Annotated in this window: 14 protein-coding genes; all 14 read right to left on the bottom strand. The window is 33.0% G+C overall.

The features are described from left to right. The 14 genes from AC3WRL_RS19030 to kdpC all read right to left on the bottom strand — a co-directional run bounded on the left by AC3WRL_RS19030 (position 1) and on the right by kdpC (position 14,337). On the bottom strand, positions 1-666 hold the full coding sequence (locus tag AC3WRL_RS19030; RefSeq protein ID WP_492331038.1) for a hypothetical protein: 666 nt from the start codon (positions 664-666) through the stop codon (positions 1-3). Between the two features lie 7 nt (positions 667-673). Further along, positions 674-1,231 (bottom strand): YdeI/OmpD-associated family protein, encoded by a 558-nt coding sequence (locus AC3WRL_RS19025; protein ID WP_214829156.1) that lies wholly within the window; start codon positions 1,229-1,231, stop codon positions 674-676. 96 nt (positions 1,232-1,327) lie between these two features. After that, entirely contained in the window at positions 1,328-2,641 is a 1,314-nt protein-coding gene (locus tag AC3WRL_RS19020; protein ID WP_492331037.1) for a DUF389 domain-containing protein, read from the bottom strand. A 168-nt stretch (positions 2,642-2,809) separates the two neighbouring features. After that, on the bottom strand, positions 2,810-3,961 hold the full coding sequence (locus AC3WRL_RS19015) for an FAD-dependent oxidoreductase (protein ID WP_492331036.1): 1,152 nt from the start codon (positions 3,959-3,961) through the stop codon (positions 2,810-2,812). Positions 3,962-3,982: 21 nt separating this feature from the next. After that, positions 3,983-4,735 (bottom strand): helix-turn-helix domain-containing protein, encoded by a 753-nt coding sequence (locus AC3WRL_RS19010; protein WP_492331035.1) that lies wholly within the window; start codon positions 4,733-4,735, stop codon positions 3,983-3,985. Positions 4,736-4,750: 15 nt separating this feature from the next. Continuing rightward, a complete protein-coding gene (locus AC3WRL_RS19005) occupies positions 4,751-5,224 on the bottom strand; it encodes a hypothetical protein (protein ID WP_492331034.1) in 474 nt (157 codons plus the stop codon). A gap of 52 nt (positions 5,225-5,276) precedes the next feature. After that, positions 5,277-5,948, bottom strand: a complete 672-nt coding sequence (locus AC3WRL_RS19000; RefSeq protein ID WP_492331033.1) for a hypothetical protein — start codon at positions 5,946-5,948, stop codon at positions 5,277-5,279. A gap of 564 nt (positions 5,949-6,512) precedes the next feature. Continuing rightward, on the bottom strand, positions 6,513-7,475 hold the full coding sequence (locus AC3WRL_RS18995) for a S41 family peptidase (protein WP_492331032.1): 963 nt from the start codon (positions 7,473-7,475) through the stop codon (positions 6,513-6,515). A 113-nt stretch (positions 7,476-7,588) separates the two neighbouring features. Beyond that, a complete protein-coding gene (locus AC3WRL_RS18990) occupies positions 7,589-7,753 on the bottom strand; it encodes a hypothetical protein (protein WP_261512981.1) in 165 nt (54 codons plus the stop codon). Positions 7,754-8,150: 397 nt separating this feature from the next. After that, complete coding sequence (locus tag AC3WRL_RS18985; RefSeq protein WP_492331031.1) at positions 8,151-9,866, bottom strand: ATP-binding protein; 1,716 nt, start codon at positions 9,864-9,866, stop codon at positions 8,151-8,153. 5 nt (positions 9,867-9,871) lie between these two features. Further along, on the bottom strand, positions 9,872-10,981 hold the full coding sequence (locus AC3WRL_RS18980; protein ID WP_214829170.1) for a sensor protein KdpD: 1,110 nt from the start codon (positions 10,979-10,981) through the stop codon (positions 9,872-9,874). A 57-nt stretch (positions 10,982-11,038) separates the two neighbouring features. Further along, the gene (locus tag AC3WRL_RS18975; protein WP_492331030.1) at positions 11,039-12,124 is read right to left on the bottom strand and encodes a porin; all 1,086 of its coding nucleotides are present in this window, start codon (positions 12,122-12,124) and stop codon (positions 11,039-11,041) included. Positions 12,125-12,149: 25 nt separating this feature from the next. After that, positions 12,150-13,520: an outer membrane beta-barrel protein gene (locus AC3WRL_RS18970; protein WP_492331029.1), complete on the bottom strand. Its 1,371-nt coding sequence runs from the start codon at positions 13,518-13,520 to the stop codon at positions 12,150-12,152. 259 nt (positions 13,521-13,779) lie between these two features. Beyond that, complete coding sequence (gene kdpC, locus AC3WRL_RS18965) at positions 13,780-14,337, bottom strand: potassium-transporting ATPase subunit KdpC (RefSeq protein WP_492331028.1); 558 nt, start codon at positions 14,335-14,337, stop codon at positions 13,780-13,782. Between the last annotated feature and the right edge of the window lie 4 nt (positions 14,338-14,341).

The following is a 14,341-nucleotide window of genomic DNA, read 5'->3' as shown; positions in this document are numbered from 1 at the left end:
TTAATTTGAAAAACCAATGGCTAAAAAGACAGTTAACATGAAACCGGTAATCAACGAGATGAAAATAGCTAGTTTTTTAATGTCTTCGAAACTTCGTCCTTCTTTTAAGATAAATCTTCTGAAACCAGATGATACTAACGAAAGTATAGCCGAAATAAAAATAAATCCCAAAGCAGAGCATACCCCCGGGCCAGGAAATACTGGCAGGGAAGTTCCGTTTCTGAAAATGGGAAAGAAATCAGAAATAAAAAAAGCGTTCCAGACAACAATAAAAAAAACAGAAACAAAAGGTTTTAAAGGAAATCCACCCTGTATCTGTTGTTCTATAATTTTGGAATCCCTTGAAATGAGTGTAGGATTTTTGTTTTCTAAAAATCCAGTACTCTTAATTTCATTTATGACTGTTTCCGGATTTTTAAGAGTCCAGAAAATAACATTTGAATTATAATTTTCCACTCGATGATTGATCTTAATACCTTGACCAATTAACGGAATAGAGGTGTAAGGCTGAATAGAAATAATATCCTGCGGTTGAAAAACTAGATTGCCCACAAGAGAGGCATTGATCTTCAATATGTTTTCATCAACATAAAGATCTGCAAAAGGATAGGTAGCATTGGCAAGGCCGATTTTTGCACCGCCTGTTAGTTTAAATGTTTTTTCCATGGAAATATTAGACTACTCGTTTTTCTTGTTCACTTTCTCTGATCGTTTTTTCTAATCTTGATATCTGTGTTTTTTCCTGCTTGGCAGACATAATCCAGTGTAGCATTACCTTTTTATAAGAAGGAGCCTGGTTGTTGAAAAAATCCCAGGCCTTTTTATTGTCTTTAAATTGTTTCTCAAATTCAGGACTAAGGCTTGCAAGTTCTCTTTCGTGAGAATACATTGAGGTTTTTTCTTGTTTTTTTAATTCAAATGCTTTGAGACCTGCTGGTGTCATTAATCCGGCTTTGGTCAGGTCTTCAACTTTTTTTATGTTGATGGCACTCCAGATACTTGTCGGTTTTCGTGGTGTAAAACGATTACAGTAGCTGTCTTTATCTATGGATCTTCTTACACTATCGATCCAGCCAAAACATAAAGCCTGATCTACAGATTCAGACCAGGTCATGGATGGTTTTTTAACCCCAACTTTATAGAAGCCTACGATGACTTCTGTCTCTGTAGTATGGTTTTTCTCCAACCATTTTCTGAATTCTTTGGGTGTTTCGAAAAAAAGTGCTTCCATGGATATTATTTATCCTAATTTACTCAAATTATTTATATGAAAAAGGCGAATGAAATTTCATTCGCACATCTATTTTTAATCTATTAAAAGTCCCTATCATTTTTTCTTTTTGCTCGTATCTTTTGTTGTATTAAACAAAATAATATTACTTGTTTTTAGCCTGTTAGCTAACCATGCTTTCAGTTTTTCTTCATCTATCTTAGTTTCGGATTGATATATAAAAGCAGTCTCTAAACTTGTTGAATCAGCTGTGATATAATTTTGAAGTTTTCCGATGGCCATTTCCTGGACTTCCGGGAAAAGGATTTTCACTTCTTTTACCAATTCAGGATTATCCATTTTATATATATTCAATTCATTCTTCAACTCATTAACCTGGAGATCTTTTTCGGTGATATTTGTTTTTTGAAGATTGATCTCACTTAGAATTTCCTTTTTTATGTCGCTGGTGTTTTGTTTAATGACCAGATTGGTATTTTTTATTCCGAAATCTTGTAATGAAGAATTGAAGTTCTTTATTTCCGTGCTATCAAATTTAGTAGATAAAAAAACAAGTTCAATCAATTTTGGATTACTATTATAATCTACTTTTTTATAAATCACGGTATATCCTTTCTTTGAAAACTCACTATCGATAAAGTTTTCAACATTTTGATTGTATTTTTTCTGATTAAGTAAGTTGTAAGCTAAATAACAACTGGGAACGATCATCACAATGATCAATATTGAAATTCCATAACGGATCCTTTTTTCAAAAGCTTTATTAGTAGTTTCTACTGCCTGATATTTAAGGAACTTGATAATCAGGAATGTAGAAATACAGATAAAGAAGCAGTTGATTGTATAGAGATAGAATGCCCCAGCGACAAAAGACCAATTGCCTGTTGCAATACCAAAGCCTGCAGTACACAATGGCGGCATTAAAGCTGTTGCAATAGCAACTCCCGGAATTGGGTTTCCTTTCTCAATTCGTGTTATGGAGACTGCCCCAACAATTCCACCAAAAAATGCAATCAGAACATCATAGATATTAGGTGAGGTTCTTGCCAACAGCTCGGACTGGATATCTTTAAAAGGGCTTAAATAAAAATACAGACTGGAAACCGTTAAGCTGACCACCGTAGCGATCAGCAAATTTTTCATTGATTTTTTTAATAAACTAAAATTAAAAGTCGCTAATGCAAAACCTGCTCCTACAATAGGACCCATCAAAGGGGAGATCAGCATCGCACCAATAATTACTGCCGTTGAATTTACATTGAGTCCTACAGAAGCAATAAGTATGGCACAAGCCAGAATCCAGAGATTAGCACCTCTGAAGGATACATTACTCGTTACATTTTCAAGAACAATTGTTGGATTTTCTTCCCCAATATGGAGGTTTAAAAAATTGGAAATTGTTTTTCTCATTTCATTATGTGTTAAAATAATAAGGTAGAATAAAGTGTTAATTCAATCTACTTTTTCACAAATATATATGTTTGAGAATTAATTCCAAAAATAAATAAAAATGCAAAATAACACTTTAAATACTAAAAACAACGTCCCATTATAAACATCAGCTCCAGGATTTATCTTCTATTCATCACTAAACATCTTCATCAGATTTTCAATTGCTTTAGGAGAATGCATCAAAACAGTATTGTCTAAAGTGATTCTAGTTATCTCATAAGTTCTTTTTTGCATCTGCTTTTCATAACAGGAAAGAGCAGTTTGAACATCCTTAGATTTCCCGTCTGTTAAGCATTCTGCCAGTTCATAGGCATCCTGCATTGCCATATTAACCCCTTCTCCTGCATAAGGAGGCATTCGGTGGGCAGCATCACCAAGCATCGTTAAATTTGGTAGTGTTTCCCAGGTTTGATCTAGAGGATAATGATATTGAGGACGTACCACAAATGAAGAATCATTGGTCTCAAATAATTCCTGCCAGATCTCATTCCATGTTTCATATTCTTTTTTAAACCATTCAAAGATCTGTTCTTTATTGCTGAAATCAATTCCGGATTCCTGTGCCCAGGTTTCATTCACCTTACATCCGGTATAAAAGGTCAGTGTACCATCTGCTTTGGTGCTGAATAATAAAGTCTTTTCCTCATCCATGGCAAAAATTTTTCCTCCATCAACAAGTTCCCAAAGCTTTGGAACATTCATTTGTGCATTATAAATATTACCTTCAATAATTGTGACACCAGAATATATTGCCTGAACATCTGTGATGTAAGAACGTATTTTTGAATTAGCTCCATCTGCAGCAATAACAATGTCTGCATAGTAGGATTTACCGTTTTTGAAATGTAAAATCCAACCACCTTCCTGTTTTTCCATAGAAACAAACTGACTATCCCAAATTACCGTTTCTGGTTCCAATGTTTCCAATAGAATTTTTCTAAGGGGTGCTCTGTCGATCTCCGGACGATCTTCATCATGAAAGCTCTCTGAATCATGTTCATTGAGATATTGATTAAGATTTTTATCTAAAATTTTTAATTTTCCTGCATCAGGTCGGTAATTTGCTTTGAAGGCATCCATTAATCCTGCTCTTCGAAGTGCTTCCAATCCTGATTCTTCATGCAGATCCAAAGTAGCACCCTGTACACGGACATCTTTATGTTTATCACGCTCATAGACATGAACCTGAACATTTTTAAGTTGTAAAAGCTTTGCTAAAGTAAGTCCTCCCGGACCACCGCCAATAATGGCTATTTTTTTATTTTGTGTAATCATCATCTTTAAAATTATGATGCAAAATTACTTCTTGGGAAGGACGGAAAATTGTATAAATCGGTCGTTTTTGTTTTGACTGAGTTCTTTGGGTAGAAATCCTGAAAGTCTTTTGATTTCCTTAATAAAGTGAGACTGGTCACTAAAGTTTTGTTCGGGAAATAATTTTCCTTCTTTAATATGTTTAAAGGAAGCTCTGAAGCGTAGAATTCCACAATAAGCCTTTAAGGAAATACCATATTGCTGATTAAAATACCGGTTGATCTGTCGTTCGCTCCATATCACCTTTTCTGACAGTTCTTTGATCGGGATGGCACCATTCGAGGAATAGATAAGATCAAAAAGTTTTCGTTTCCGTTCATCAATTTTTTGATTCGAAAGTTCACCTTCTATTTTCTTGGATGCTTTTATACAGAATTGGTCAAAGTCCGACATGTCATTCGCATTGAATTCCCAAAAATCGATAGGTAGATTTTTCGCATAGTTCAGAAGATCGGATACATTCTCATGAAGGATATATTCCGTAGCCAGTAGATTAAAGCTTATAGCAAAGGTTTTGGTTTTTTCAGCAATAACAACCTCTTCAGGATGAGTTCCGATTCCTAAAAGGACAATATGAAAAGGTTCAGTGGGAGACTGTGAAAATATAACGTCTATTCTTCCATCGGGTAAAAGAACGACTTCTTTATTTTCCGATGGATTATCCAGCATCCAGAAACTCTCAACAAATTCTTTAAGAGAAACGGGTGGAGCAGAGGATGTATACATCAGATCATTCATGAAACCTATCAGATATTAAAGCTTTTTAAAAATCAAAATAGTATATGGATCGTTAGGTTCTCCAGTCTTAGGGGAAATGAGTCTGATGTGATCTTTGTTTTTAAAATAATCAACATAGGTTTCTCCTCCCGGTATCTTTCCGGTCTCAGTTTGTTTATATCCTAAACTGGCAATTGTTTTTAGATATTGATTATATTCATTTTTTGCTTTGAACTGAAGCTCTATTCTGTCTGATGATTTATCCGTTGTATATTGAAATTTTCCAATCTTATATTGATAATCGCTACTGTCATATTCATATAAAACAAATTCAGAGCTTTCTGTTTTGTCATAATATTTGTAATTAAGTTTTTTGATCTCATTTTTAAATGAATCCATACTTAATTGATTGAACTTTTCCAGTTCATCTAACTTGAATGCCTGAGCAAGAATCTTAGAATTGAATGCTAGTATTAATAAAACAGTTGAAATAATTTTTAATTTATGCATAATATCAAAATAATTTATTCGAGTTTTATTCTTTTAAAAAATAAATTTATTCTTAATTCTTTAATACAAAAGTATTTCTTTTTCTAAAGGATATAACATCATCTATATTAAATGCTTTTTTAGGATAGGCTATGTTATCTTTTATTCTGAAATAGGGTTTTGGATAATATTTGTTTTGACAATTTTTATCACAATTTTTTAAGTCTATTTTAAGAGTGTGATCTTTGTTAATATTTTGTGTTTTAAAATTTTTCCAAGAGTTTTTAACATCATTTGCAAAAGCGAAACTGTAAAGTCCAACCCATTTTTCATCAATTTTGTAAACAGGGTCATAAATGTACTTTTGGTGGAAAAATTCTCCTTTATCGTTTTTAGAAAGGTATAGAATAATGTTTTCATAATCTTCAAATCCAGGCCTTCCATAATGATCATAAGCTTTAAACTGTACAATATCTTGTAAATCTCCGTGGATTTTTCTAAAAACTTTATAAGTGCAATTAAAAGCATTGTCCATTACATAATCTTCTTGGATAATATTTATAGAATCTCCAGTTTCTTCATCGATTGTTTTCCGAACATGCTTTATTCTATCTATGTTAGGATCAAACTCATGTATACTTACTTTTTCTCCAATAAAGATATAGAGATTATAATCACTTACATTCGTTTGGGAATATACTATACCAAATAAAAAACAAAAAAATATGAAAAGAGTTTTATTCATAATTAACTTATAATTTGAATTGTTATGGTATTCTTCTGCTTTTATTACTTAGAGTATTCTCGAGTAATAAGATATGTTCCTTATTTAGATTTTTTAAAAATATTTTACTTTGGCGACCCATGAGAAATGGTGGATAATACACCAGTTCAATATTATTAGTATTAATTTTAAACTCTCTAAGAAGTGTTGCCCTTTTGGTATTTTTTTTATCAGAATTAGAAAATATTAAATTAATGTTCCGTCCTGGAATAAAATAGAATCTTTTCTTAAATAAAAAAATTGAATTTTTATTGATCAATAGGTCAAAACTGCACCATTCAATATTTTTTCTTAAATATCCATTTTCAATAATAATCGTCCCATTTACATTTTTTAATTCTGTAGAATCATATTGTTTAAAATTGGAAATGATATTCTTTTTTTGAATTGAAAATATTATAGAAGAGAAAATCATGTATGTTAAACCGAATATCAGAAATGGATAGGGAAAAAAAGAGAAAAAGTCAGGCATTATGTTTTATTTTAAGTTTTGATAGGTACAAAAATACTTTTAGTATTTAAACTTCACAACTTCTTAATTGCATTAATATAATCACTCAATTGATCACTTTTCACTTCAATATCAGCTGCAATCCCCTTTCCAACTTCTTTATATGCGTATTTTTGTCTGTTGATGAGAGTTCCAGTAGTAAGAACCAGAAAAGCATTGTCAGGCAATTTAAATTCGGAGTTGTCAGAGGTCAATCCCATTGTATTACATCCCACTATTTTTACATTTTTTTGTCCGACAAAGCTTGCCACGACGAATTCCCCTGAACTTGCCGTTCTTTTATTTGTTAAAATGTAAATAGGTTTGTTTTTATTTTTTAATGTGATATCAGGAATGGGAATATTTGCAATTTTTTGTTTTCCAAAGTAGATGTCTGGATTTTTATAAGAATAGAAGCTTGCTCCTTCAGAATTGTCAATAGAACCGACTACTTTCTCAGCATCTAAAAATGGATAAATTGCTTTTAACATAGGTGAAAACATGCCTCCTTCATTGTTTCTGAGATCTATTATCCATATCGTTGGATTACTTTTATCCAGATTCTCTACTTTCTCGTAAAACGTTTTTACATATTCATCCCAATCTTCCTGATTGAAATTAGCAATTGCAGGAACGGAGATATAGGCTATCTTCTTATCAATAAGACTATCCTTAGGATATGGAAACGGCAGTCCTACATCTTTATGTCTTTTTAAATAATCTGCAACAACCTCCGGTTCGTATAATTTTGAATGGTGATCACCTAATTTTCCTAAAATATCTCTGATTATCGGATAAGTTTCTTTGATTTCCTTTTTTTCATGGGCAGTCTTCAAGGCGTCTTTTTTGATCGTTACCCAATCTATGCTTTTTTTATTAACAGAATTTTGCTCCATAATCTGAATGGCTTTTTCAACATAGGAGGCAGGAGTTTCTTGAGCGTAAACCTTGTGGGTGAAAATGAAGCTCAACAAAGCAAATAATAGAATTTTTTTCATAAGTAATTACCAATAGCTTTTAAGCGAACCAAGATACTTATAATATGGGAAAGCAATGGTTTTTAATAATGATAAGGGACTGGTTGTAATTTATCTAAAATTGGAAAGAGCTTTTAGCTATTCAATTTTTTATTTAATATTTTTAGTAATTCACTCGTTTTAATATTCAACATATCAGTCTGTATCATATTTTGAGCACTAGAATATACGGGAAATTTTTTCTGTGGAACATTTTTAGGATACTTAATAACGATATTGATGTATTCAGTTGTTTTCATTCCTCGAAATTTCGTATTAGATATAAAAAATTTTGAAATTTCTTTAAATTTTACTGAAACAGATTTTCTCAATAAATAATAAATAATAATTTCTGTGTCAGTAATACTTAATAATGGCTTTCTTCTCAATAGTAATAACATTGAAAGGATGGATGAAAAAATGAAAATAGTGAATGCAAAGTAGAATAGAATAGTTTTATCCAAGCCTCATTTCCTAACTTTCTATAAAATTGACTGAGTAATAAACAAAAACCAATTGAACCCAAAAGTAAAAATAAGCTCTTAATTTTACTTGAATAAAAATGGATTTCTTTCATTATTACCTTAATTGATAAGCTAAATTTGGTTATTAATTTATAACAACCACATTTATGAAATCTTATCTTAAAATTTTAACTTAAGCTAAAGGCAATTCAAAATAAAAAGTACTTCCCTGATTCGGAGAGCTTTTTACTCCGATTTCACCGTGCTGTTTTTCAATAAAGTTTTTTGAAATGGCTAATCCCAGACCTGTTCCATTTTGGTGCTCACCGGGAACCTGAAAATAGCGGTCGAAAATCTGACGATGGTATTTTTCATCAATTCCACTTCCGGTATCGGTAATACTGAATTGAATCATTGCCTCTGATTTTTCAACTAAAATTTGAATGTTCTCATCTTGAAAAGAATGCTTAATAGCATTGCTCAGGAAATTATTCATTACCCAAACCGTTTTATCAAAATCTGCAGAAACAAAATCATCATCACCTAAAAGAAAGTTTGTGGTAATAGCAATATGTTTTTGCTCAGCTAGTTTTTCAACATTTTTAATGGCAGTAAGAACGATCTCTTTGGGAGAGCAACTCTTAATATTCAGGCGGATATTTCCAGTTTCAACTTGTGATAGGTTGAGAAGTTCCCCTGTGATATCTAATAAACGTTGGCTATCATCATTGATGCTTTTAAGAAGCTCTTGCTGTTGACCGTTGAGTTCACCAAATTTTTGATTTCCTAAAAGCTGAACACCCATTTTTATTGCCGCAATTGGTGTTTTAAGCTCATGAGAAATAGTAGCTATAAAATTGGTCTTTGCAAAATCAAGTTCCTTAAAAGGAGTAATATTTCGTAGCAAGATTACTTTTCCAATATATTTTTTCTCTTTTTCACCCGTTTTTGCAATATTAATGGGAACTATTTCCTGTTCAAAGTAGTTTTCTTTATTATCCGTAACAATTTTGATCGGATCTTTTACCGGATGATCCATATTTTTAAGAAGCTCCCTGACCAGATCATTGTTTACAGCAACTTCATGCGCTGTTTTTCCAATAATTTCTTCCTTGCGAAGATTGGTGATATTCAAAGCTTCGTCATTGATCATGTAGATGAAATTATTTTCATCAAGACCAATAACGGCATCGTGCATATTGTTGACAAGTGTTTCAATACGTTTTTTATCCATCAGCTGCGTAGAAAGCGTACTGCTTTCATATTCCTGTAATTTCTCAGCCATGATGTTGAAAGAATTCGCAAGGTCACTAAACTCTTCGCTTCCTTTAAAATGAACTCTTTCATTATAATTTTTATTGGCGATCTGTTTAATACTAAAGGTGAGCTGATTAATTGGTTCCGCAATGGTTTGTGGTAAATTAAATAAGAGAATAAAAGCGATCAGAAAACTAACCGTTCCTAAACTTACAATCCAGAATGTGGCACGTTCAGCAGTGATTATTGCGGTATCACTTTTTCGTTCAATCCCTTTCATATTTAAAGACATGATCTTTACTAAATCTTCACGAATGAGCTTTTCTTTTTTAAAATCTGGTTGCTTCAAATAGCTGCCAAAATGGATCTTAAGATTCTGAGTGATTTCTTTTTCACCAATTTCTGAAAGATTATTTTCCTGTAAAGCATTATTTTTTTCAAAATCCCTTACGGAAACAACGCTGTCTGTACTCATCCTGTCTAAGGCGATCAGCATATTTTTAGAATATTCTAAGCTGTTGTAATTTGCAGTAAGAATTTTCTCTGTATCCGATTTTAATTTATTGATGTATACAGAGCCTATCACTGATAGTAAAACGATCAGCAAAAATAAAAGACCTACGCCTAGTGTGAGTTTAGTTTTAAGTTTCATTACTCTTAAGATAAAATGATAATGTCTATCTGTCGTTCGTTCAATCGGTTCATTAATGTGTAGATCCAACTGTAACCTGAAAGTCTTTGCCAGAAATGAGAATGGGGTTTTCCAATACAGACTGTTGTGATATTATGCTGAATCACATAGTCCAAAATTCCTTTATGAACGCTGCTTTCCTTTATCCGGATTACTTTAGCACCCATTTCTTGTGCTAAATTAAAATTATTAATTAAATATCGTTGCTTATTTAAGGCTATTTTTTCTGGATTTTCAGAAGGTTTCTGAACGTATAAAACAGTCCATGGACTGTTATAATAGCTGGCCAGACGAGCTGTTTTCCGGATAATATTTTTGGCAATTTTTTCATTACTACTGATACAGGCGAGAAACTTAATAGGCTTAAAGTTTTCAGTTTTGATTTCAGTTTCAACCTTTCTCTCAACGTGTGTAGCTACTTCTTTTAATGAAAGCTCCCGAAGTTGTAGAATATGTCCGCTTTGGAAAAAGTTATTTAATGCCGTCTGAATTTTATCTTTTTTATAGATCTTTCCTTCTTTTAATCTTGTTAAAAGTTCATCAGCTGTTAAATCTATATTTACAACCTCATCAGCAAGGGCAAGGATTTTATCCGGAACACGCTCTGAAACCTCTACACCAGTAATTTTTTTGACCTCTTCATTCAGACTTTCAATATGCTGAATATTCATTGCGCTGATCACATTGATTCCATTATCTAGAATCTCAAGAACATCCTGCCATCTTTTTTTGTTTTTTGAACCTTCCACATTGGTATGTGCCAGTTCATCTACAAGAACTACTTCAGGATGTTCATTGATAATGGATTGCAGATCCATCTCTTCGAGATTTTTCCCCTTATAAAATACGGATCTCCTTGCTATTTCTGGAATGCCATCAACTAACGCGACTGTTTCCTCCCGACCGTGGGTTTCAATATAACCTATTTTTACATCGATACCATTTCGTAAGAGAGCATGAGCTTCCTGAAGCATACGAAAGGTTTTTCCCACACCGGCGCTCATTCCAATATAGATCTTGAATTTTCCTTTTTTGGATTTTTGGATCAGTTCTAAAAATTGTTCTGCTGATGACATTGATTTTATTCTTTTTAATTTTATTTTAAACACTTTTTTCTGTGGCTAAATTTATTATTAAAACCAAGCTGCAAGACTTGTTGTAATGAAAAAATTCCCCTGTTTCAACTCATTATTTTGTACAAAGATCGCATCTTTTGAAGTAAAGCCTCTGGCTTCTGTACGAAATACGACATTCTTCAAAATGGCATAATCTACATTCACAGAATATCCGAAGGTCTGAAAGCCGTTTGGAGTTTTTGTGTCGATGATTACTCCATTTTTATCATTATAATATTCAAATCTTCCTGCCAATGCCCATTTATCATCGAACTGATACTTCATCAGAACATTCGGAGTATACCAGATGTTGTACTGATCGCTTCCTTTTGTTTTTTGTTCAGCTCCAATGTCAAAACCTAAGATCGTAGAAAACTGTTTTGTCACCTGGAAAATTCCATGTAAATCATGGAAATAACGCATTCTTTTATCATCTTTTGCCTTATCATTTCCTATGAATGAACTGCTGTTTAATGTAATTCTATCATTGGGTTTGTAGGTTACCTGATGCCCGAAAGAAATGGTCTGATTACCTTCAGGTTTTGCAATACGCTGCCATCCGTTCAATACCAATCCACTTAAAAACCATTTTCCGTTATCTGAGGTGTAGGAAATTTTGGCACCCGTTTCAAAATAAGGAGAATTTTCTGCTGCCAAACTCCTTGTCAGATTGAAGTTGTCTTTTCCTATCGCACTTTCCCAACCAATGTGGGATGGCATTATTCCCGCATCGATCCATAAGTTCTTATTTTTGGAAATTTTAATTCCAATATTAGCTTCATTTACATAACGTAAAGCATCTTGTTCGGCTGCCATATTATCTTGAGCATAAGTTCCTGCCATTAAACTAAGATTAGCACGAAGCTGATCACTTTCATAAGACGCTTTTACCAATCCTAAGTTAAGATTTACTTCATTATGTCTATTGTATGAGTATAAAAAATTTTGACGAAGATGATTAGCCGGTTCATTAAAATCATAAGTATAAAAGAGTTCCGCATAGGCAGAGAATTTTATTTTAGGACTTACTTTTGTTGAATCCGAAGTTTGAGCTTTTGGAAAAAATATTCCTAATAATATCCCAACAACAATATATTTTTTCATGTAGTTTTAATAGTTAAATAATGTATTACAATCTGAACATTACAGCTAATGTAAACCTGCTGTCAGATTTTCTAAGATCAGGTCTCCAGGATTCAATAGGAGTGTCTATCCATCCGTCCGGACTGGTTGTTCCATCTCTTCCTGCAAAATAAGGGATGTTGCTTTTTCTGAATCCATATTCCAATCTGAATGTTACAAACTGATTAGGCATAATATCCACGGTTGCTGTTCCCTGGAACATTTTAAGTTTTTCTCCAGAAGCAATGGCATCATTAAAATCATTCTGAGCAACAGGAGAAGGAGTAAATGCTAAATAAGCACCCGGATTTGAAACCGCATCTGCTCTTAGGGTTAAAGCAATTTTATTGTTGTGGAACCAAAGTCTGTTTGCGACAGAAGTACCGATCATATAGTTGTCCTTAGCCTTTATACCACCACCACTTTGAAATCCGTAATGGTTATTGATACTGAATGCTGCCTGAGATAATCCCTTACTTTCTTTGTTTTTGTAATATCTGGCTACAATACTGTGATCATGGTGAAATCGGCGAACTCCGGGATTGTTTCTGGTATCTTTTCCATTAAGGTAAAAATTGGCTACCAATTGTAAATTTTCATTAGGACGGTAATAATTGGAAACTCCTAATCCAAGACCTGTATTCCATGAATTATAAGTCTGCCATCCATTGAGAACCCAAATCTCGGTTTTGAATTTTTTTGAAGGAAAAGCCTGAATTCTTGCTCCCTGGAAGTAGAAAGGAGTAAAATCACACACCAAACTTCTCTGGTAGTTCCAGTTTTCTCCTAAAACGTAACTTTCCAACCCAATATAACTCATGAAAATACCGGCTTCTACATTCAAACCATGCATCACATCGAAATGATACCCTGCAGAAGCTTCACGAATGTTTTTTAAGTTGCCTCCGCTTGTATTTTTACCGTGATTCACAGTACCATCGAGGTCCTGAACAATAGAACCCATCTGTCCATATTGTAGCCACAAACGGCCAATCACATTCTTATAATTGGTTTCCAGACCAATACTCGCCATATTAATGGTTACTTCATTTGAACGTCCTATGGCTGAGGAAATCGTATGTGTATTGTCTTTTGGACGGTTAAAATCATAATTGTAATAGGCATCTACATACGTTACACCAGTAAGTATAGTTTCTCCATCTTTGTCTTTTAAGGTTAAAGGAAAGTCTGTCTGACGATTTTGACCGTTGATCCAGGTAAGATCATATCCATCAAAAGGAATTCTGGATTCAGTTTTTGTAATTAAGGAATCTTTAGGTTTGCCTAAAACTGAATCTTTTTTAATTTCTTGGGCGTTGATTTGGCTTAAAGCAGTAAGTCCTAAGAAAAATGCTGCTTGAAAAGTTTTTGATTTCATTATATAAATATTGATAATAATGTGTTGCAGTAATATGTGGAAACAACTTTCCACTTAAAAAGGATGATAAGAAAATGAATTCTGTTAACAATAAGAATGTTTTATGATTAGGAAACGGGATCTATTTGAACTTGAAAGTTTTGATGCCCGTCCATGTAGAATTGTAGGAAACAGAATTCATTTTTAATTGAAGTTTTCTTATTGAATTTTATTTGACCAGATGGGTCTTCTTAAGACAAAAAGAAAATGAATATATTTTTTATTTTAATTGATCTAAAGCGATATTGAGTTTTAATACGTTCACCTTTGAAGGTCCGAAAAGTCCTATAAAAGGTTTTTCAGTATTTGTTTTCACAAGACTTTCAATTTTAGCTTCCGGAAGATTTCTTTCTTTAGCGATTCTTTTTACTTGATAAAGAGCTCCTTCATCAGAAATATCAGGATCTAATCCACTTCCGCTTGCTGTAACCAATTCTACAGGAACTTTGATGGTATTCATTTCTGGATTCTGCATTTTCAGAGTATCAATTCTTTTCTGCACTGTTTCAAGATACTCTGCATTGCTAGGTCCTTTGTTGCTTCCTGCACTTCCTGCTGCATTATAATCAACTGCGGATGGACGACCGTGAAAATATTTTGGAGACTTAAAATCCTGTCCGATATTAGCGTAGAATTTTTGACCATTATGATTGATGATTTCTGCATTTCCTTGAGTAGGTAATACTTTTGAGCCTGCATAAACAAAGATCAAATAAACCCCTACAAGAATCAGCATTACAAAAGTCAGTTTCAATGCTGATAAAATATAATTTTTCATTTTT

The sequence above is a fragment of the Chryseobacterium sp. FW101-FHT12H09 genome, assembly GCF_058790395.1.
The sequence above is the reverse complement of the archived record's forward strand: the minus strand, read 5'-3'. Positions and strand labels throughout refer to the sequence as shown.